Genomic DNA, 20,316 nt, shown 5'->3' with positions numbered 1-20,316 from the left:
AGATTTACCTTGTAGAAGACAGCTCGCCCGGGCTGCCGACAGCCACGCTGCCGGGCTTGCAGGTGAAAACCAGAATCACCAAAGTCAGCACATAGGGCACGGTATTGAACAGGTGGTAGCCCCAGCCTATGCCGACCGACTGCATCGCCGGACCGATGGCGCCGGCACCGCCGAACAGCATGGCGGCACCCACGCAACGCAGCGGGCTCCAGCGCGCAAAAATCACCAGAGCCACCGCGATCAGGCCTTGGCCGCTGGAGATACCTTCGTTCCAGCTGCCGGGGTAGAACAGGGTCAGCGACGCACCGCCCAAACCCGCCATGAATCCGCCGGCGGCCGTGGCCGCAATGCGGATGCCGGACACCGAATAGCCCAGCGCCCGCGTGGCATTCGCCGAGTCGCCCGCCAGTCGCACCAGCAGCCCCCAACGGGTGCGGGCGAAAGCCCACCACAGCCCCACCGCCAGCGCGATGCCGATGGGCAGCAGCGCATTGATCTGCAAGGCCGACTGCAACACGCTGGAGCCGCTCCAGCCGCCGAGGGGAATGGCCGGAATCTGCGGGGCCTGCGGCTGGATCAGCGGCTTGCCCAGGTAGAACGCCAGGCCGGTGCCGAGCAGCATCAGCGCGATGCCGGTGGCCACGTCGTTCACCCGCGGCAGTGAGCACAGCACGCCGTGCAAGGCGGCCAGCAAGGCCCCGGCGCAGGCACCGGCCAGCACGCCCAGCCAGGGTGATCCGGTGAGGTAGGCGCCGCCGAAGGCGCTCATGGCCGACAGCACGAGAACGCCTTCCAGACCCAGGTTGATACGGCCAGATTTTTCTGTCAAACACTCACCGAGGCTGACGAATAGGAAGGGCGTTCCAACGCGTAAAGCGCCCCCCACAATCCCAGCGAATAACGCCACCCATTGGTCAGCGGTCATGTTGCCTCCACGCCAGCAATCGCCGGTTTACGCATCTTGGAAAACAGCAGCTTCCAGTCCACATCGCGCAGCGCTTCGCTGGCCAGGATCAGCACGAAGGCAATGCCCTGCAACACCATCACGGACGCATCGGGCAAACCGAGGCGACGCTGCAGCAGGCTGCCCGCCGCACCAAAGCCGCCGAACAAAATGGCCACCGGCACGATGGCGACCGGGTTATGCCGGGCGATGAAGGACACCAGGATGCCGGCATAGCCATAGCCGGCGATCAGCGCGGCATTCGCATTGGTGTGCACGGCGGCCACTTCCACCGCGCCGGCCAGGCCGGCACTGGCGCCACCGAGGGCGCAGGCCGTCAAGATCAGTTGCGTGGCAGGCAAGCCCACCAGTTGCGCGGCCCGCGGGTTGCCGCCAACCACACGAATCGAAAAGCCGGAGGCCGTCCAGCGCAGCCACAGCCCCAGCGCCACGCAGGCCAGCACACCCAGCACCAGCCCCCAGTGCACGTCCGAACCGGCAATGCCGGTGATCAGCAAGCCCTCGGCCAGGCTGTGCGTGGCCGGCTTGTTCAGGCTGGCCGGGTCGCGCAGCGCGCCCTCGACCAGGTGCTTGAAGATGCCGATCGCCACATAGGCCAGCAAGAGGCTGCTGATGGTCTCATTGATACCGCGCGCCTGGCGCAGCCAGCCCGCCAGCATGATCCACAGCGCCCCGGCCAAGGCGCCAGCGGCGCAGGCGATCACGGTGCCCAGCAGATTCGCCGGCAGCGGTAGCAGCGTGCCCACCGCGGCACAGGCCAGGCCGCCCAACACCAAAGCCCCCTCGCCTCCGATGATGATCAGGCCAGCGCGCGCCGGCAGCGCCACGCACAGGGCGGTGAGCATCAGCGGCGCCGAGCGCTGCAGCGTGTTCTGCCAGGAGAACCAGTCGCCGAACGCGCCCTTGAACAGCGTCAACCACATGTCCACCGGGTTGACGCCCGCGAACCAGACGAAGACGCCGAACAGCAGCAGCGCCAGCAGGATCGCCGTGACCGGCAGCAGGATGTCTTTGGCAGTGGAGTGCATGCGAGCTCCTGTGGGCGGGGTTTAGAAACTGCCTTGCACGCCTTCCACCAGGTAGTTCATTCCTTCCAAAACCGGATCGGTCTGCTTGAGCACCTTGCCGGCCGCAATCACGGTAGCGCCCTTGTTGTCCTTCAGCGGGCCTTTGAAGATGTCGAAGCTGCCAGCCACCATCTGCGCCTTGATGCCATCGGCCTGCTTCTTCGCCGCGTCGGTAACCATGCTGCCGTAGGGCGACATCTTCACGTAGCCCTCTTTCAGACCGCCGCGCAGGAAGTTGGGGTGCGGCTTTCCCGCCTGGGCCGCGTCGATGGCGGTTTTGTAGGCGGTGAACCAGTTCCATTCGGCGCCGGTGAGGTAGGCATTGGGTGCCAGCTTGGCCTGGCTGGCGTGGTAGCCGCAGACCATCTTGCCGCGCTTGGCGGCGGTCTCGACGATCACCTTGGGGCCGTCCACATGCATGGTGAACACGTCGCAGCCCTGGTCGGCCAGGCTGTTGGTGGCCTCGGCTTCTTTCACCGCCATCGACCAATCGCCGGTGAAGATCACGCTGCAGGTGATGCCGGGCTTGACGGAGCGTGCCCCCAGCGTAAAGGCGTTGATGTTGCGCAGCACCTGCGGAATCGGTTTGGCCGCCACGAAGGCGATCTTGCCGCTCTTGCTCATATGGCCGGCGATCACGCCGTTCAGGAACTGGCATTCGTCGATGTAGCCGAAGAAGCTGCCCACGTTCTTGGGGTTCTTTTCGGTCCACATACCGCCGCAATGCGAGAAGCGCACATCGGGGTACTTGGGCGCCAGTGCCAGGATGTGCGGGTCGAAGTAACCGAACGAGGTAGGGAACAGCAGGCTCGCACCATCCTGGGCAATCATCCCGGTCATGGTTTTTTGCACGGCCGAGGTCTCGGGTACGTTCTCTTCTTCCACCACCTTCACACCGGGCAGCTTCTTGATTTCGGCCGCGGTTTGCGCATGCGCTTGGTTGTAGCCGTAGTCGTCGCGCGGGCCGACGTAGATCACGCCCACGGTGAGCGGCTTTTGGGCCAGTGCACGTGGCGCCCAGCTACCCAGGGTGCCCGCAGCCGTCAGGGCGGCCAGCGTTTGGAGGGACTTGCGGCGATTCAGGCTGTCAGAGCTCATACGTTTCTCCAGAAGAGTGGTTACCAAAATAGTGCGTAAGACGATATTCCAACTTGGATACAAGATGGGACGCAAAATGCATGCCTGCGGATTCAGCCATGCTCAAGCCCCACCCACCCGCACGATGGCCGCCACCGGCCCACCGCCAGCAGGCCCCTGGTGCTCGGCCCCGCCAGACACATACAGCGCGGTGCTGCCCACCAGCGATGCCAGCACCGCGCCCACGGCGGCGCGGGCATGGCGTGTGGCATTGATGTCGGAGTCGTTCAACATGGTGTGGCGCAGGCCGCGCACCAGGCCATCCGGGCTAGCCTCGGCCTTGGCCAGCAGATTCACCAGGCCGGGCAAGGCCGATGCACCATCACCCTCCATGCCGAAGGCGCTGCGCAGCAGTTGGCGCACGCTGGCGGCATCCACCGCATCGCGCATCACCGTGTGGGCGATGCGGTAGGGCGACAGTGCGCCTTCGGCCTCGCCCAGCACGATCACCACATTGCCCTCCAGCTCGATACCTGCCGAGGCGGAGGCTCGGGCTGAATACAGCGACCAATCATTCAGCAGCGCGGCTGCGGCATCAGCCTGCGGTGGCACTTCACCCAATGCCACGGCCACGGCCAGGGCCGAAGCGCCACGCGAGTACGCCATGGACTCGTAGCTGTCCTGCGTGACCGTCTGGGCGCCGCGCTGCAAGGCGGCATTGACCTTGGCCGAGGTCAGCAACGGGCATTTGATCTGCACAAAATGCACGTCGGCCGCGTCGTATATGCCGGCGTCCTGCATGGCCTGCCGCACCGCCGTGGCCGTGCACGCGATCTGGGCGGCACGGCCTATCTCCTCGGGCAGGAAGTCGCGCGTATGGGCGACACCCACCACCAAGCGCTTGCCTTGGGCCGGCACCGCATCGACCCAGCGGCGCGAGAAGACCGTCCAGTGCGGCGACAGCACCCCTTCGGTGCCGCCCGACATGACCAGGGCCACGCGCTGCCCCACTTCGGCGGGCGTGCAAGCCAGATGCGGGCCGAGGAAATGGCACCAGCTGGTGGCGGCGAAGTCGCGGGTGAAGTCATTCACACAGCCATTGCCCTCGGTCTTGCCCATCACGGCTACGATGTCCGCTGGGTGCAGACTGCCGCTGGTGATCAAGGCCTGCACACCCGACAGATCCCCAGGGCCGCTGCACAGCACCCGGTGCACCTCCACGTGTTGGACCTTGGGGTTCATGCGCGCACCACCGGCATCACAACAAGCTGACGTGGGCCGCCACCACGCGCCAGCCCTCGGGTGTGCGCAGCCAGGTCTGGCTCTGGCGGCCGGTCTGGCTGCTGCCGTCGCGTTGGAACTCCACGTTGGCTGTAGCGAAGTCTTGCCCATAGGTGGTGATCACCGTCTTCAGCAGCTGGCGCTGCAGGCCTTGGGCCGGGCGCCCAGCGCGGAAGGCCTGGATCGCATCGAAACCATAGAGGTTCTCGGTCGCGCCGTAGCGCAGGGTGTGCGGGCTGCGCCAAAACAGTTCGTCCAGCACCTCGACGCGGTTGTTCACCAAGGCATCTTCGTAGCGGTCGAACACGGCCTGCACCTCGGCCAGCACTCCGGGCAAATTGATAGCGTGGTCCATCGTGGTCCCTCAAAGTTTGGCTACCGGAGCGCGGCACACGCCAGCCGCCTCCAACGCCGCGGCGGCGCGCAGCACCAGGTCTTCGCGCCAGGGCGCAGCAATCACCTGCACGCCTATTGGCAAGACCGGGTGCGCGCCCCACACCGGCACCGCGCAGACCGGCAGGCCGATGCAGGAAATCGGCTGCGTCAGCACACCCATATTCGGGCGCAACGGCAGGTCGCGGCCATTCAGGTTCAAACGGTCTGCGCCCAAGGGCGTGGCGGCGCACGGCGTAGCGGGCGCCAGCAGCAGGTCGTACTTTTCAAACACCTGGGCGGCGGCCCGTGCATACCGGGCGCGCACCCGTTGGGCCCGTGCCACCCAGGCCGCAGGGATCAGCGCGCCGGCCAGAAAGCGGTCGCGCGACAGGGGTTCAAAGTCGCCAGGCCGCTGGCGCAGGTTGTCCAGGTGCAGGGCCGCGCCCTCTGAATTAGTGATCAGAAAAGCCGCGGCGCGGCCGGCTTCGACGAGAGGCAGCTCGACCGTATCGCGCGCACCCAAGGCTTGGGCGACCTTGGCCACGGCGGTGCGGGCCTCGGGCAAGGCGTTGTCGTGGAAATAGCCGCCCAGCACGCCAATGCGCAGACCCTGGATGCCCAAGTTCACATCAGTCACTACAAATTCTGTAGCGCGCTGCGCACATCCTGCATCCCGGTGCAGCCCTTTTTCTTCAAAACCCTGCATCGCGTCATAAGCCAGTGCGAGGTCGCGCACGCTGCGCGCGAACGGCCCCAGGTGGTCCAGGCTGGTGACGAACGGAAAGCTGCCGGTGCGCGGCAAGCGCCCGAACGTAGGCTTCAGGCCAAAAATGCCGCACAGCGAGGACGGCACGCGGATCGAGCCATTGGTGTCCGAGCCCAGGGTCAAAGGCACCTGGCCAGCTGCCACAGCGGCAGCACTTCCGCCCGAGGAGCCGCCGGCCGTAAGGTCCAGGTTGTGCGGATTGTGGCAAGCGCCTTCGTGGCTGTTCTCGGTGGTGAAGCCGTAGGCGTATTCGTCCATGTTGAGCGCGCCGACCAGGATGGCGCCAGCCGCCTCCATGCGCCGCACCAGCAGGCCGTCTTGAGTGGCCGGCACGCTATCGCGCTCGATCTTCGAGCCGGCCAGGGTGCGCAGGCCGGCGATGTCAAACAGGTTCTTCACGGCGAAGGGCACGCCCAGCAAGGGCAATGCGGCCTGGGTACCGTCGGCCAGGCCCGCATCGATCTGCGCCGCACGCTGCAGGGCTCGCTCCTGGACCAGATCGGTGAAGGCGTTGACGCGCCGGTCGGTGGCCGCAATCCGGTTTAGGCAGGCTTGTACCAGCTGCGTAGCCGTTACTTCGCGGGCTGCCACGGCATAGGCCATGCGGGTTGCGTCCTGCTGCCACCATGCCTTAGTGGGCGTCATGGCGCGTCTCCGGGCACAACTGGCGAAACGGGGATGAAGGCCATGGGCGACTCGTCCTGCACCGTCAAGGGCACGGCCTGCACCAGCTCGGCCATGCCCGCAGCCAGCGCGAAATAGCGCAGCACGCCAGGGCGCGCATCGCCCAGCGCCAGGCCCAGCGCGGTGGCGGCCGCATCGACATAGGTTTCCATTTGCTGCTCCGTCATCACCGCGCCTTTCGCTGAAAAATCACCCGGCATGGCTGCCACCGGCCATGTACGCACGCCACCCGCCGAAATGCGAGATGTCCGTAGCCCCGTGCAAAGCCTGCGGCTCGCAGATAAAGCCCTGCACCGTGCTGCCATCGGACAGGGTCAAGCTGCCGATACCCAATGGCGCAGGAATGAGCGCAACGAACGAACCGTAGTGCGCCAGCGGCATCTCCCACACCTCGACCGCAATCTGCGTGCCCGCGCCGGGGGCGACGCGCAGCAGGCCGGGCTTGGGCGGCACGGTGCCGGGCAAGGCGTACAGCTGGTAGTCCGATGCAGTAGTGGTGCTGGCGACCAAGGTGGCCTGGCGTTCGGTCAACTGGCCGTTCAGCGGCATGCCGGACAGGTGGGCGCCGACCACGGCCACGCGCACCACCACCGCGGGGAGCAGGCCCGGCACGGGTTGCGGCGCAGGCAAAGGCAGATCCAGCGCGCCTTGCAGCAGGCCCGTCGCATGGTGGTAGCGCTGGCCCAACTCGGCCAGCTGCCAGTCGCTGCCACAGGGTCCAATCAAGGTGATGCCAAACGGCAAGCCGTCGGGCCGGATGCTGCTGGGCACGGAGATAGCCGCGTAGTCCAGCAAATTCACAAAATTGGTGTACGCACCCAGATTGCGGTTCAGCACCACCGGGTCGGCCTGCATGGCCGCAATCGTGTAGTGGGTGGGCGCGGTGGGCACCAGCAGCAGGTCGATGCCACTCCACATGGCAGCGGCCTGCTGGCCGTAGGCGCGCAGCTTGACCTGGGCCTCGTACACATCGGCCGCGCTATAGCCTCGGCCGGCCGCCAGAATGCTGCGCACGGGCTCGACCACCTGGTCGGCATGCGCATCAAAGAAGCTGCGCACCGCGGCGTAACGCTCTGTCACCAGCGCGCTGTCGTACAGCAGCGCCGCAGCGCCGGCCAGCGGGGCGTAGTCAATGGCAACGGGCGTGCCGCCCATATCGCGCAGCCGCTGGATGGCTTGCTGGAAGGCCGCCTCGGCCAGACTGTCACCGAAGAATGCCAACTCAGACGGCACACCAAAGCGGAACTGCGCCGGCAAAGCCTGGCTTGCGAGGTTCAGCGCGCGCGAATACGGGTCCAGCGGGTCGTAGCCGATAGCGGCTTGCAGCACGCTGGCGGCGGTGGCCACAGTGCGGGCAAAGATGGACACGCAATCGACGCTCTGCGCGGCCGGCACCAGTCCGCGCGTGCTGATCAAGCCCTTGGACGGCTTGATGCCAACAATATTGTTCAGCCCAGCCGGCACCCGGCCCGAGCCAGCAGTGTCGGTACCCAGAGCGAAATCCACCTGCCCCGTGGCCACCACATAGGCCGAGCCGGAGCTGGAGCCGCCGGACACATAGGCTGGATCAAAGGCATTCGGCACCGCGCCATACGGGGACCGGGTGCCGTTCAAGCCGCACGCAAACTGGTCCAGATTGGTCTTGCCCTGTAGCGACGCACCAGCCTTGAGCAGCTTTTGCACCACAGCGGCGTGGGCTGTAGGCGCGTAGGCAAAGGCCGGACAGGCCGCCGTGGTGGGCAGGCCCTGTACGTCCAGGTTGTCTTTCACCGCAAACCGGAGGCCCGACAAAGCGCCCTCCGGCATGCCCGCCAAGGGCGGATCGCACCGCGACAGCCAGGCCGTAGCCGCATGGCCGGCAGGAGGGCCTAAGGTTTCACCAGCTTCCAGGATTTCGGTTCGCACCATTTTTAAGCATCCCAACTTGTATCCAAGATGAGATGCAAACACTGTGCCAGTTTGAACGATCACAATGGGCATCGGGCCGAGCGCCTCAAGCGCTGTGTGTTCTGGGTCGCATCGTGGCCCGCAACGCGAATAAGGGCAAAGTCTGAGGGGTGTGCGGGTGCTGTAAAAATGCCCCATATGAAAAACACGATGTCCCACCGCAAAACCTCGCCCGGCACTAGCGCACCGATGTTGACAGTGATCGCCATCGTCTGGAACGCGCTGGCCTGGGGGCTGGTTATGCCCCACCCCGGAACCGCTGAATGGTTCAAGGGCTTGGCGGTGCTCGCGGGTATGGGGATTGCGGCCGGCGCCCTGCTGCTCTGGTTCGGTCGTCTGCGGGGCACTGGCGTCACGCTGCATCTCTCGCAGGACCCGGTGCCCCACGGCGTCCCCACAAGGGCGACGTTCAACCTGACCCGGCCTCTGAAGGCGCAGGCATGGACGCTGCTGGCGACCATTGACTCGCCGGACGAAGATCTGAGTGGCTTTGGGAGCGTCTGGGAGCGCAAGTTTGTCGCTAGCCCCGTCCCCATGCTGGTGGCCGGCGAGCTCATGGTGCAGTCGGTCACGGCGGAATTCACGCTCCCTACCGATCTGCCAAGTACGCAGAACGACTTCTGGTACGTTTCCCTGGTGCTCCAGGGCGAGAACGACGTATGGCCATTTGAAATTGCGACCCGCCCCGCAACGTCCGGCGCAACGGGTTTAGACAGCGGGCACGACGCCTGGGATGCATCTCAGCCGGCGACTGACGCGCCGCCGCAGCCGTCGAGCCTGCCCGCACCAGACACCGGGTCTCGATTGCCGTCTCCAGCACGCGTCCGAAGTGGCCTTCGCTGGGTCCGGCGCGGCGCGTTCGCAATGTCGCTCGGTGTGGTGGGCTGGGTCGCGTGGAGTTGGCTAATGCCCATGTGGTCCTCAGATGCGCAGCCCGAGGACTGGCCGGTCATGACCATGTCGGAGGACAGCGTGGCGGTCGATGACGCATCGGTAGCGGGGGTGGAACGCGCGCGGGGCGTGGACGAAACCGATGCCTCCTGGCGCCTGAGCACGCGCGTGCGCACACCGGAGTTTGGAGTGCTGCTAAGCAACTGGTTACTCGACGATGGGCACTTGCGCGCCCACCTGCAAGGCCAGGCACAAGTGAACCGCGGGGAGTTGCGCATGCGCATTCAGCAGCTGGCGCTCGCGCCAGCGAGTGCCTGTAAACCGGCTGTCAACTGCCGGGTGGAAAGCATTCGTCTGGTGCTGAGCCAGGCCGCCAGCGACGGCACCACCGCCACCTTGGCGCAAAGCGAGCCCCTGCCCTGGGTGGTCGATCTGGCAAAAGACCCCGTGGCCCTGCGCAGCGATGGCATCTTTCAACTCACGCTGCCGCAGAGCCTGGCAGGCGACCAGGATGTACGCTTGCAGTTGGTGGTGCAAACGGCGAACGCCGATGGGCACTCCACCTTTCTGCTCTCGGATGACACGACGTATGCGTCGAACGGCAACTACATGGGCTTGCAACTGGCGCTGCGCGCGGCCGGCCCCGCAGGCGATAACGTGATGGACCCATGCGACCGGGTGGGCTCCTTGGGCGAAGCGGTGCGCGCCCATTGCGAAGGACAGGTCCAGTTTCGGCTCGACTCCAACGCCTTCTCAGGGCGCAAGGAACTCGACGCAGCCTTGATCGACGCCATCAAGCACTACAACAGTGCTGCCGTGGGCCCGCTGCTCAAGGCGGGCGCGAGCCCCAATGCGGTCGACCCCGGACAAAGGAGCATCAGCGCGCTGATCCTGGCAACCTCCGGCGATCAACAAGAGGTACGGGCTGCGCTGATCAAGGCGGGCGCCAAGGTCTAGGGACGCTCTGCAAAACTCCCTGGCAAGGGCGCGACGCTGCACGGCGGGGGTCGCTGGTTAAAATTGCGGGTTGCCTGCCCACCCGGCAGTGCCCCGCTCTTGCCTTGGAAACCACCTTGTCCTACGCCTCCGAAACCCGCCGCCGCCGCACGTTTGCGATCATTTCCCACCCGGATGCGGGTAAAACCACGCTGACCGAAAAGCTGTTGCTGTTCTCGGGCGCGATCCAGATCGCAGGATCGGTGAAGGCCCGCAAGGCGACCCGCCACGCCACCAGCGACTGGATGGAAATCGAAAAGCAGCGCGGTATCTCGGTGGCCTCGTCGGTGATGCAGATGCTGTACCGCGACCACGTGATCAACCTGCTGGACACCCCGGGCCACAAGGACTTCTCGGAAGACACCTACCGCGTGCTGACCGCAGTGGACTCGGCACTGATGGTGATTGACGCGGCCAACGGCGTGGAAGCGCAAACACGCCGCCTGATCGAGGTCTGCCGCCAACGCGACACGCCCATCATCACCTTCGTCAACAAGATGGACCGCGAAGTGCGCGAGCCGCTGGACATCCTGGACGAGATCGAACGCGAACTCGGCATGCCTTGCGTACCCATGACCTGGCCGGTCGGCCAAGGCAAGACCTTCGGCGGCATCATGAACCTGCGCACGCAAACCATGACGGTGTTCGACTCCGGCAAGGAACGCCTGCCGCAGGAATTTGAAACCATCGCCCTGGACAACCGCGATGAGCTACTGAAGCGCTTCGGCCACGAATTCGAAACCGCCGAACAAAGCATGGAACTGGCTGCCGGTGCCTCGCCCGCCTGGGACCTGCAGGCCTTTCTGGCCGGCAAGCAGACGCCGGTGTTCTTCGGCTCCGGCGTAAACAACTTCGGGGTGATGGAAGTGCTGGACGCTCTGGTCGACCTGGCACCCGCGCCGCAGCCACGTACTAGCACCACTCTGGTGAACCGCCAGCCGGTGGTCAAGGAAATTCAGCCCGAAGACAAAGCCTTCGCCGGCGTAGTCTTCAAGGTGCAGGCGAATATGGACCCCGCGCACCGCGACCGCATCGCCTTTGTGCGCATGGCCTCCGGCAAGTACACGCCGGGCATGAAGCTCAAGGTGCAACGCACTGCCAAAGAGCTGCGCCCGACCAGCGTGGTGACCTTCCTGAGCCAGCGCCGCGAAGCCGTGGACGAGGCCTATGCGGGCGACATCATCGGCTTTACCACCCACGGCGGCGTGCAGCTCGGCGACACCATCACCGACGGCGCCAGCCTTCAGTTTACCGGCCTGCCTTTCTTCGCGCCCGAGCTGTTCATGACGGTGATCTTGAAGAACCCACTGCGCACCAAGCAGCTGCAGCAGGGCCTGGCCCAGCTGGGCGAAGAAGGCGCGATCCAGGTGTTCCGCCCCAACGTCGGCGGCCCAATGCTGCTGGGCGCCGTGGGCCAGCTGCAGTTTGAAGTGGTACAGCACCGCCTGAAAGCCGAGTACGACGCCGATGTCCGCCTGGAAGGCTGCCAGTACACCGGCGCGCGCTGGATCACCGCCGACACCCCGGCCGAGCTACGCGCGTTTACCGACGCGTATCCGATGCGCATGGCCAACGACGCGGCAGAAACCCTGGCCTACCTCTGCACCTCGCCCTACGACGTGCGGCTGGCGCAAGAGCGCTTTCCGAAGATCCATTTCCACCCGCTGCGCGAGCATGCGGGGTTGGCGCTGCAGAGCGCGGGCTAAACCGGGGGCGGCGGTTCGACCTGCAAGCTCGAATCACAGCCCACACCCGCCGCGATCCAGCGCCGCGCCCAACGACTTAGCAGCGGCGCCGCCCAGCGCCAGCGCGGGGCAAGAACATCGGCGGGCTGGCTGATGGCGCCACACAAATAGCGGCTGTGCTCACCATCCCAGCGCAGAGCCGCGCAGGCCCCCGTGCGGCGGCGCGACAACAGTATGCCCAGTGGGCATGGTGCCGACAGGCAGCACACGCCGCAGCCATTGCAGGGCGCGCCGACCACAGGTTTGGCCGGTGCAGCAGGATGGATGTGCAGCACCTGCCATTCGGACGCTGGGGAATGGGGCATACGCGATTGTGGCCCAGGCGGCAATCGCTATGGATTCAAGAGCTGCCTCCGCTTACCGCATGTGCACTACAAGCCTAAAAGGCTTGAAGTTTGCGCGCAGCGCTAGGCGAGCTTGAAGACCGCCACTGCGTCCACCAGGTCCTGCGCCTGGGCGCGCATGCTGCTGGCGGCGGCTGCCATTTGCTCGACCAGGGCGGCATTCTGCTGGGTGGCCTGGTCGATCTGGGTCACGGCTTCGCCGATCTGGGCTACGCCCGAGCTTTGCTCGCTGCTGGCGGCGGTGATCTCGCCCACGATGCCGGTGACGCGGCGGATGGCGTTGACCACCTCGGTCATGGTGGCGCCAGCTTTGTCCACCTGGGCGGTGCCGCGCGCGACCCGCTCGACGCTGGTGGAGATCAGCTGCTTGATTTCCTTGGCCGCGTCGGCCGAGCGGCCGGCCAGGCTGCGCACTTCGCTGGCCACCACGGCGAAGCCGCGGCCCTGTTCGCCGGCGCGGGCGGCTTCGACCGCGGCGTTGAGTGCCAGGATATTGGTCTGGAAAGCGATGCCGTCGATCACGCCGATGATGTCGGCGATCTTCTGCGAGCTGTCGTTGATGCCCTTCATGGTTTCCACCACGTCGGCCACCACGGCCCCGCCCTCGGCGGCGACCCTGCTGGCGCTGAGGGCCAACTGGTTGGCCTGCGTGGCGCTATCGGCGTTTTGCCGTACGGTGCTATTCAGTTCCTCGGTGGACGCCGCCGTTTCCTCCAGCGCGCTGGCCTGGTGTTCGGTGCGGGCGCTGAGGTCGTGGTTGCCCTGGGCGATTTCGGCGCTGGCGGTGGCCACATTTTCAGAGCCCTGGCGCACGGTGGCCACCACTTGGGACAGGCTGATCTGCATCGCGGCCAGAGCCTGCATCACCGTGGCGACTTCGTCCGTGCCGGTGGTATCGATGCTCTGGCTCAAGTCGCCGCGGGCCACAGCGTTGGCCACCTCGCCGGCCTGCAGCAGCGGCTGGGTAATGCCGCGCATCAGCGCCAGGCCGAACAGCACGGCAAACAGCACGCCGCCGGCAATCGAGGCGACGAAGATATTGCGGATGGTCTGGTAGCGGGCCGCAGAGTCCTCGTAAGCCAGGGCCGCCTCTTGCTTGGTCAAGGCCAGCAAGGCACTGATGTCCTCGGCGATGGGGTCGAACAGATCGTCGAATTTGCGCACCACCAGCACCCGGGCAGTGGCCACGTCAGAGTCCTTCAAGGCGGCGAGCGCGGGGCTCAGCCCGTCTTTCATGATGCGCTGGTGTTTGCCGGCGATCACCTGCACCAGCTTCTCGCCGTCCGGGCTCATCTCAACGGCCACCAGGGATTCCCAGACTTTGTTGCTCTTCAGGATATTCGCCTCGGCCTCGGCGATGGCCTTGGCGACTTTTTCTGGCGCGGGGGACAGCAGCGCGTTGGAGATGAGCTGCCGGTTGCGGGTGGTCAAAAACTGGAAGTCGGCCACCGAGGCCTGGGCCTGCATGCGGTCCTGGTACATCGATGCCATGGCGGCATTCGACTTGGCGATGCCAAACAGGCCCAGCGCGCCAATCGCCACCAGCAAAGCCGACAGCACGCCCACCAGTACCAGCAGACGGGTGGATATCTTGAAGTTTTTCATGCGCGATTACCTGCAGCCACTTGTAAGCAAATGTGCAGGGTAACCGAACCAATGGGGCATTTCCGCCGCAAACCGCGCCTATGGCTGGCACACCAGGGTAAAGCCGGATAGGTTTTTTAACCGCCAGCGATTGCCATTTAGGTATCGCGGTGGCGCAAGCGTCCGATGCTTTAGAAGGGCATCTTCGGCATGCCCTTCATGCCGCCCATGCGCTTGAGCATCTTCATCATGCCGCCGCCCTTCATCTTCTTCATCATGTCCTGCATCTGGCCGAACTCGTTGAGCATGCGGTTGACCTCTTGCACCTGCACGCCGGCGCCGGCGGCAATACGGCGCTTGCGGGTGGCTTTGATGAGCTCGGGCTTGCGACGCTCCAGCGGGGTCATGCTGTAGATGATGCCTTCTTTGCGGCGGATGTCGCGCTCGGCCTTGTCCATGTCCATGGTTCCGGCCTTGGCGGCCATTTGGGCGGGCAATTTGTCCATCAGGCTGGACAGGCCGCCCATCTGCTTCATCTGCTGGATCTGGCCCAGGAAGTCGTTCAGGTCGAAGCTTTCGCCGCTTTTGACCTTGGCTGCCAGCTTTTGCGCAGCTGCCATGTCCACCCCGGAGGTGACTTGCTCGACCAGCGCGAGGATGTCGCCCATGCCCAGCACACGGCCTGCATGGCGCTCGGCGTCAAAGACTTCCAGGCCGTCGATCTTTTCGCTGGTGCCGGCAAACTTGATCGGCACGCCGGTCACGTGGCGCACCGACAGCGCCGCACCGCCGCGCGAATCGCCATCGGTCTTGGTCAGAATGATGCCGGTCAGCGGCAGGGCATCGGAGAAAGCCTTGGCGGTGTTGATAGCGTCCTGACCTTGCATGGCATCGACCACAAACAAGGTTTCCACCGGCTTCAACAGCGCATGCAGGCCCTTGATTTCGTTCATCAGCACTTCGTCAATCGCCAGGCGACCGGCGGTGTCGACCAGCAGCACGTCAAAGTAGTGCTTGCGCGCATAGTCGAGCGCGGCGGCGGCGATGTCGGCCGGCTTTTGGTCGGCCGTGCTGGGGAACCACTCGGCGCCCGCCTGCTTGGTCACCGTCTTCAGCTGCTCAATGGCAGCCGGGCGGTACACGTCACCCGACACGGTCAAGACCTTCTTCTTGCGCTTTTCGATCAGGTGCTTGGCCAGCTTGGCGGTGGTGGTGGTCTTACCCGCACCTTGCAGGCCAGCCATCAAGATCACCGCGGGCGGCTGGGCCGCCAGATTGATGTCGCTGACGCCCTCACCCATGGTGCGGCTGAGCTCACGGTTGACGATGCCGACCAGCGCCTGGCCAGGCGACAGCGAGCCCATCACCTCCTGGCCCAGGGCTTTTTCCTTTACCCGTGCGATGAAGTCGCGCACCACCGGCAAGGCCACGTCGGCTTCCAGCAAGGCCATGCGCACTTCGCGCAGCATGTCGGCCACGTTCGACTCGGTAATACGGGCCTGACCACGGATTTCTTTGACCAGGCGGGAGAGTTTGTCGGTAAGGGCGGAGGCCATAAGAAGTTTCCGAAGAAGGTTGTATTGCCAGGCGAAACTCGGATTCAGCCCCCAGAGAGGCCAGAACATAAACCCGCCAGAAACACCGCAGAACTGGCTACGCCAGGCTGCTGGTGTTGCCCCCTGCAAGGGGGTTGGCGAAAAGTGCGCAGCACTAGAGCCTGGGGGTGAGCCACTAATAGTTAAACTGCGGACATGATTTTAACGACTGCGCCTCTTGCCACCGTGCTGCTGTTCACGGCTACGGCGCTGGCCTACGCGGTGCCCGCGCTGGGTGCCGCGCACTTGAGCATGCGCGCCAGTCGGTCGGCCTTGTGGCTGGCCTGGCTGCTGCATGCCCTGGTGCTCTGCATCGGCCTGTTTGACAAGCCCGCACGCTTTGGCTTTGCGCCGGCGCTGTCGGTCACGGCTTGGCTGGTGTTGACGGTCTACGCGGTGGAAAGCCACTTATTTCCCCAACTCAAGGCGCGCTGGACCTTGGCCGGATTGGGCGCAGTCGCGGTGCTGCTGGCATTGCTGTTCCCGGGGAGCCCGCTGCATGCCATGGCCTCGCCCTGGCTGCCCTTGCACTGGGCGCTGGGGATTGCCTCGTATGGCTTGTTTGCCGCGGCAGTAGTACATGCCTGGCTGATGACCCGGGCCGAACAACAAATGCGCCTGGCCGCCGACTCGCCCAGCGGTATCCCGCTGCTGACCCTGGAACGGCTGACGTTTAGACTGGTCAGCGCGGGCTTTGTACTGCTGTCGGCCACCTTGCTGGCGGGCTGGCTGTTCGGCGAGCAGCTGTACGGCGTGAGTGGCTGGAAGTGGAGCCACAAGACGGTGTTCTCGGTACTGTCGTGGCTGACATTTGCGGTGCTGCTGATCGGGCGCAGCCGGTTTGGCTGGCGCGGCCGTACCGCCGTGCGGGTGCTGTACGCTGGCGCCGGCCTGCTGCTGCTGGGCTATGTGGGCTCGCGCTTTGTGCTGGAAGTGGTACTGGAGCGCATCGCATGAAGCTGTTGCTCGTCTTGGTGGTGCTGCTGTTTGGCGTGTGGCTCTGGCGCTCGCGGCGGATAGCGAACAAACCGGTACCACCGCGCCCCCCCAAAGTGCTGCCCAGCATGGTGACCTGCGAAGTTTGCGGCCTGCATCTGCCCCAGACCGAAGCTCTGGTGACCGAACGCGGCGTGTACTGCAGCCCACAACACCAGCAGCAGGCCAAGCAGTGATACCGGGTCTGGCTCGCTCCACGGAGCAGCCCCTGCTGCCTACCGACCCAGAAGCCGACCCGATGGCGCTGGCCCGGGTCTGGTACGGATTTATGACCGCCCGGGTCACGATTGCCCTCGCGATCTTGCTGCTGCACAGCTCCCTGCTGGCACTAGGCCAGCCTATTTCCCCCTGGTTGCTGCTGTTTTGCCTGGGCTACTTTGCCAGCGCCTTATTACTGCGGCTCAGCACCCGCCCTAGCCAGACCGAACGCCCTTCGGCCAAATTCTGGATCGGCACAGTGGGCATCGATGCGGTGGTGTTCTCCACCCTGCAACTGCTGCAGTTGGGTGGCATCAACTACAGCCCTTTGCTGGGTCTGCCGGTCTTGCTGGCCGCGGTACTGGGCTCGCGCATCATGGCGCTGGGCACCGCTGCGGGCATGACGTTGCTGCTGCTACTGCTCGACACCTGGCGCATTTCGACCCACCAAGTGGGCGACGAAACCACTCTGCTGGTGCAAAGCGGCTTCACCGGCATGGGTTACTTCATCCTGGCCTTTCTGGTCAACCAGCTGGCAGCCCGGTTGGTTCGGGAGGAACAGCTGGCCCGGCGCAGCCAGATGGATGTCCGGCTGCAAACCCATGTCAACGAGCTGGTGATCGAGGCATTGACCGATGGCGTGCTGGTCGTGGACGGCAGCGGCGCCACCCGGGCCGCCAACCCCGCCGCCCGGCTGCTGCTGGGCACCGATGGAGGCGCCGACCGCGCGCCGCTGCAGCTGGGCAGCGAACCCGGCTGGCGGGCGCTGCTGGCCTTAGCCCAGAAAACCTTTGGCGAAGAAACAGCACAGCAGGCCGACATCCGCGTGCAGTACCCGGGGAAAAGCCCGCGCCGCGTGCGGGTGCGAACCAAGCTGACGGTGGCCCACGAGGTGCAGGCCGAAAGCCTGTGTGTGATGTTCCTGCACGATCTGCGCGAAATGGAGGCCCGGCTCCGCACCGAAAAGATGGCTGCGATGGGCCGCATGTCTGCGGCCGTGGCGCATGAAATCCGCAATCCCCTGGCCGCCATCAGCCAGGCCAATGCCTTGCTGGAAGAAGACCTGAGCGATCCGGCCCAGCAGCGGCTGACCGCCATGGTGCGGCAAAACGCCTTGCGGCTGTCCAAGATCGTCGACGAGGTGCTAGAGATCGCCCGGGTGCCGCAACACGCCATCCAGCGCAGCACACCCATGCAAACCCAGCTCGACGAAGCCACTGAAAGCATCTGCCGCGACTGGTCGCTGCACGACAGAGCCCGCCGGCAGGTCCAGGTATCTCTGGGCACACTCGGACTGCCGGTCGACTTCGACCCCGAGCACCTGCGGCGCGTGCTGGTGAACCTGCTGGACAACGCCTTGCGCTATGCCAGCAACCAGGCCGATGCGATCCAGGTCAGCACCCACCTGGCCGCCAACCGCCAGTCCGGTCTGCAGGTCTGGAGTGACGGCCCGCCCATGGAGCAGGCGGTAGAACAGCATTTGTTTGAGCCTTTTTTCAGCTCGGAGAGCCGCTCCAGTGGCCTGGGTCTGTATATTTGCAGGGAACTGTGTGAGCGCCACCGCGCCACCATCGGCTACCAGCGTGCGTCCCGCATGCGGGACGGCTTGGCGGTGCAAGGCAACGAGTTTTTTGTGCAGTTCAGGCCCCCCAAACCACCGACGCGCCCCGCGCATCCTGAAGACATCCAACTGGTTTAACCCATGGCCCAGCCTCTTTCCAACCCTGCTGCCACCGTTCTGGTCGTTGACGACGAGCCCGACCTGCGCACGCTGTATGAGCTGACATTGCTGCGCGAGGGCTACCGCATCGAGACCGCCGGCGACCTGCAGGAGGCGCGGCAACTGCTGCAGCACAGCCGCTTCGACGTGGTGATCACCGATATGCGCCTACCCGACGGGCTGGGGCTGGAGTTGTTGCAGGCGCTGAAAGCCCAGCAACGGCCCGAGCGGGTGATCGTCATGACGGCCTACGGCTCGGCCGAAAACGCGGTGGAAGCGCTCAAGGCCGGCGCCTTTGACTACCTGACCAAACCGGTGGATCTGAAGCAGTTTCGTGCAGTAGTGGCGTCCGCCATCCAGGACAACGGCAAGGCCCCCCGCGCATCCATTAATGCCGAAAAGCCCTCGCAGCGCATATCTGGCGGGCAGGAGGCGCTACAAAAATTGGTAGGCGACTCTGAGGCCATGCAGTTGGTCAAGCAGCGCATCGTCAAGGTGGCGCGCAGCATGGCCCCGGTGCTGGTGCGCGGCGAATCCGGCACCGGCAAGGAACTGGTGGCCCAGGCTCTGCACGCCAACAGCCACCGCGCCGCTGGCCCGCTGGTGGCGGTGAACTGCAGCGCGATCCCCGAGAACCTGCTGGAAGCCGAGTTCTTTGGCGCCAAGAAAGGCTCTTACACCGGCGCGGTGCAAGACCGACCCGGCTACTTCCAGGCGGCCCGTGACGGCACCTTGTTCCTCGATGAAATCGGCGATCTGCCGCTGGCCATGCAATCCAAGCTGCTGCGTGCCATCCAGGAGCGCAGCGTACGCCCGCTGGGCTCGACCCAGGAAGACGCTGTGGACGTGCGTATCGTCAGCGCCACCCACAAGGACCTGGCGGCCGACGTCAAGGCCGGACGCTTCCGCCAGGATTTGTACTACCGCTTGAATGTGATCGAGATCGCCATCCCGCCGCTGCGCGAGCGCCGTGGCGACCTGCCGGCCCTGTGCGAGGCACTGTTGGCGCGGATTGCCCACGAGTCCGGCATGCCGCTGCCCCGGCTGTCGCCCGAACTGTTGGAACAACTGGCCTGCCACCCGCTGAGCGGCAATGTGCGGGAGCTGGAGAACCTGCTGCACCGGGCTGTGGCCATGGGCGATGGCGATGCCTTGCACGTGGACTTCGAGCCCACGCAGGAACCCGCACCGCTGATGCCACAAATTCCACCCGTGCCGCCCATGCCGCTGGACGAAGCCCGCCCGGAACAAGTACCGCCCCCCGCTGGCGCCATTCCCACCGATCTGCAAGCCTACCTGGACCAGCAGGAGCGCGAAATCCTGGTCAAGGTGCTGCATGAAACCGGCTTCAACCGCACGGCCACCGCGAGCCGGCTGGGCCTGAGCCTGCGCCAGATCCGCTACCGCATCGAACGGCTGAACATCGCAACCCCGCAAGACAATGAACCCCATGACGCCTGAAGCCCCGTCCCCTGCCGCTTTGTGGTCTGGCGGCTGGTACCGGTTTGCCCACCAGCAGCGGTCGCCAAATTTTGGCCCACGCCCGGAGGGCGCGCACACCGACCTGGTGGTGCTGCATTCCATCAGCCTGCCGCCTGGCCAATATGGCGGAGAGGAGGTCATGGCGCTGTTCGGCAATACCCTGGACTGGAGCGCCCACCCCTATTTCGAAAGCATTCGCGGCCTGCAGGTATCGGCGCACTTCTATATCCGTCGCAATGGCGAGCTATGGCAGTTCGTCAGCGCAGACGACCGCGCCTGGCATGCCGGCGCTTCGCACTACCGAGGCCGCAGCAACTGCAATAACGACTCGATCGGCATCGAGCTGGAAGGACTGGAGGGCGATAGCTTCGAGCCCGCCCAGTACGAAACCCTGGCCAGCCTGCTGCCCGCCATCGCCCAGGCCTATCCGATCCGCCATGTCGCCGGCCATGAGCACATTGCGCCGAACCGCAAGCATGACCCAGGCGCGGGATTGGACTGGCAGGCGGTGCAGCGCGGCACGGGCTGGAAAACCCGGTGTTTCCCCCCATCTGTACAAAGTAGCCTCCACGCAGAAAAAATGTAACAGTGCAGACGGTAGGCA

At 65.2% G+C, this 20,316-nt stretch carries 18 protein-coding genes; 7 read left to right on the top strand and 11 right to left on the bottom strand.

The annotated features are described in order from the left end of the window. Positions 1–4: 4 nt before the first annotated feature. From BLT66_RS25760 to atzF, 8 genes are all read right to left on the bottom strand, one after another. Positions 5–925, bottom strand: coding sequence for an ABC transporter permease (locus BLT66_RS25760; RefSeq protein WP_092762730.1), 921 nt, complete (start codon positions 923–925; stop codon positions 5–7). After that, complete coding sequence (locus tag BLT66_RS25755) at positions 922–1,992, bottom strand: ABC transporter permease (RefSeq protein ID WP_092762728.1); 1,071 nt, start codon at positions 1,990–1,992, stop codon at positions 922–924. Before BLT66_RS25755 ends, BLT66_RS25760 begins: the two co-directional genes overlap by 4 nt. Before the next feature lie 21 nt (positions 1,993–2,013). Further along, entirely contained in the window at positions 2,014–3,129 is a 1,116-nt protein-coding gene (locus BLT66_RS25750; RefSeq protein WP_092762726.1) for a BMP family ABC transporter substrate-binding protein, read from the bottom strand. Positions 3,130–3,231: 102 nt separating this feature from the next. Further along, complete coding sequence (locus BLT66_RS25745; RefSeq protein ID WP_092762724.1) at positions 3,232–4,350, bottom strand: cyanuric acid amidohydrolase; 1,119 nt, start codon at positions 4,348–4,350, stop codon at positions 3,232–3,234. A gap of 16 nt (positions 4,351–4,366) precedes the next feature. Then, positions 4,367–4,744 carry an oxalurate catabolism protein HpxZ gene (gene hpxZ / locus BLT66_RS25740; RefSeq protein WP_092762722.1) on the bottom strand — a complete coding sequence of 126 codons (378 nt, stop codon included), beginning with the start codon at positions 4,742–4,744 and terminating at the stop codon, positions 4,367–4,369. 9 nt (positions 4,745–4,753) lie between these two features. Then, entirely contained in the window at positions 4,754–6,175 is a 1,422-nt protein-coding gene (locus BLT66_RS25735) for an AtzE family amidohydrolase (RefSeq protein ID WP_092762720.1), read from the bottom strand. Further along, the gene (locus tag BLT66_RS26905; protein WP_176955171.1) at positions 6,172–6,381 is read right to left on the bottom strand and encodes an AtzG-like protein; all 210 of its coding nucleotides are present in this window, start codon (positions 6,379–6,381) and stop codon (positions 6,172–6,174) included. The genes BLT66_RS25735 and BLT66_RS26905 overlap by 4 nt, the downstream gene beginning before the upstream one ends. A 22-nt stretch (positions 6,382–6,403) precedes the next feature. Beyond that, a complete protein-coding gene (gene atzF, locus BLT66_RS25725; RefSeq protein ID WP_092762718.1) occupies positions 6,404–8,122 on the bottom strand; it encodes an allophanate hydrolase in 1,719 nt (572 codons plus the stop codon). A gap of 228 nt (positions 8,123–8,350) precedes the next feature. Between atzF and BLT66_RS25720 the strand changes: the two genes are divergently transcribed. Together BLT66_RS25720 and BLT66_RS25715 are read left to right on the top strand one after the other, a co-directional pair. Continuing rightward, complete coding sequence (locus tag BLT66_RS25720) at positions 8,351–10,009, top strand: hypothetical protein (RefSeq protein ID WP_176955170.1); 1,659 nt, start codon at positions 8,351–8,353, stop codon at positions 10,007–10,009. 116 nt (positions 10,010–10,125) lie between these two features. Continuing rightward, positions 10,126–11,754 (top strand): peptide chain release factor 3, encoded by a 1,629-nt coding sequence (locus BLT66_RS25715; protein WP_092762713.1) that lies wholly within the window; start codon positions 10,126–10,128, stop codon positions 11,752–11,754. Here the strand turns inward: BLT66_RS25715 and BLT66_RS25710 are convergent. From BLT66_RS25710 to ffh, 3 genes are all read right to left on the bottom strand, one after another. Beyond that, positions 11,751–12,098, bottom strand: coding sequence for a hypothetical protein (locus BLT66_RS25710; protein ID WP_092762711.1), 348 nt, complete (start codon positions 12,096–12,098; stop codon positions 11,751–11,753). The genes BLT66_RS25715 and BLT66_RS25710 overlap by 4 nt on opposite strands. 102 nt (positions 12,099–12,200) lie before the next feature. Continuing rightward, positions 12,201–13,742, bottom strand: coding sequence for a methyl-accepting chemotaxis protein (locus BLT66_RS25705; protein ID WP_092762709.1), 1,542 nt, complete (start codon positions 13,740–13,742; stop codon positions 12,201–12,203). Positions 13,743–13,912: 170 nt separating this feature from the next. After that, positions 13,913–15,277, bottom strand: coding sequence for a signal recognition particle protein (gene ffh / locus BLT66_RS25700; RefSeq protein WP_092762707.1), 1,365 nt, complete (start codon positions 15,275–15,277; stop codon positions 13,913–13,915). A gap of 195 nt (positions 15,278–15,472) precedes the next feature. Between ffh and BLT66_RS25695 the strand changes: the two genes are divergently transcribed. Genes BLT66_RS25695 through ampD form a run of 5 tightly spaced genes read left to right on the top strand, consistent with a single transcriptional unit; the run spans position 15,473 to position 20,298 of the window. After that, positions 15,473–16,273, top strand: coding sequence for a cytochrome C assembly family protein (locus BLT66_RS25695; RefSeq protein ID WP_092762705.1), 801 nt, complete (start codon positions 15,473–15,475; stop codon positions 16,271–16,273). Further along, positions 16,270–16,488: a PP0621 family protein gene (locus tag BLT66_RS25690; RefSeq protein WP_092762702.1), complete on the top strand. Its 219-nt coding sequence runs from the start codon at positions 16,270–16,272 to the stop codon at positions 16,486–16,488. Before BLT66_RS25695 ends, BLT66_RS25690 begins: the two co-directional genes overlap by 4 nt. Further along, a complete protein-coding gene (locus BLT66_RS25685) occupies positions 16,485–18,209 on the top strand; it encodes a sensor histidine kinase (protein WP_255407092.1) in 1,725 nt (574 codons plus the stop codon). The genes BLT66_RS25690 and BLT66_RS25685 overlap by 4 nt, the downstream gene beginning before the upstream one ends. A gap of 3 nt (positions 18,210–18,212) precedes the next feature. After that, a complete protein-coding gene (locus BLT66_RS25680; protein WP_092762700.1) occupies positions 18,213–19,691 on the top strand; it encodes a sigma-54-dependent transcriptional regulator in 1,479 nt (492 codons plus the stop codon). After that, a complete protein-coding gene (gene ampD, locus BLT66_RS25675) occupies positions 19,681–20,298 on the top strand; it encodes a 1,6-anhydro-N-acetylmuramyl-L-alanine amidase AmpD (RefSeq protein WP_255407091.1) in 618 nt (205 codons plus the stop codon). The genes BLT66_RS25680 and ampD overlap by 11 nt, the downstream gene beginning before the upstream one ends. The last annotated feature ends 18 nt before the right edge of the window (positions 20,299–20,316 follow it).

Origin of the sequence: Rhodoferax sp. OV413 (assembly GCF_900104385.1) — a bacterium.
Lineage (GTDB): Bacteria > Pseudomonadota > Gammaproteobacteria > Burkholderiales > Burkholderiaceae_C > Rhodoferax_B.
Note: the sequence above shows the minus strand (reverse complement) of the source record. Positions and strands in the feature narration are given on the sequence as shown.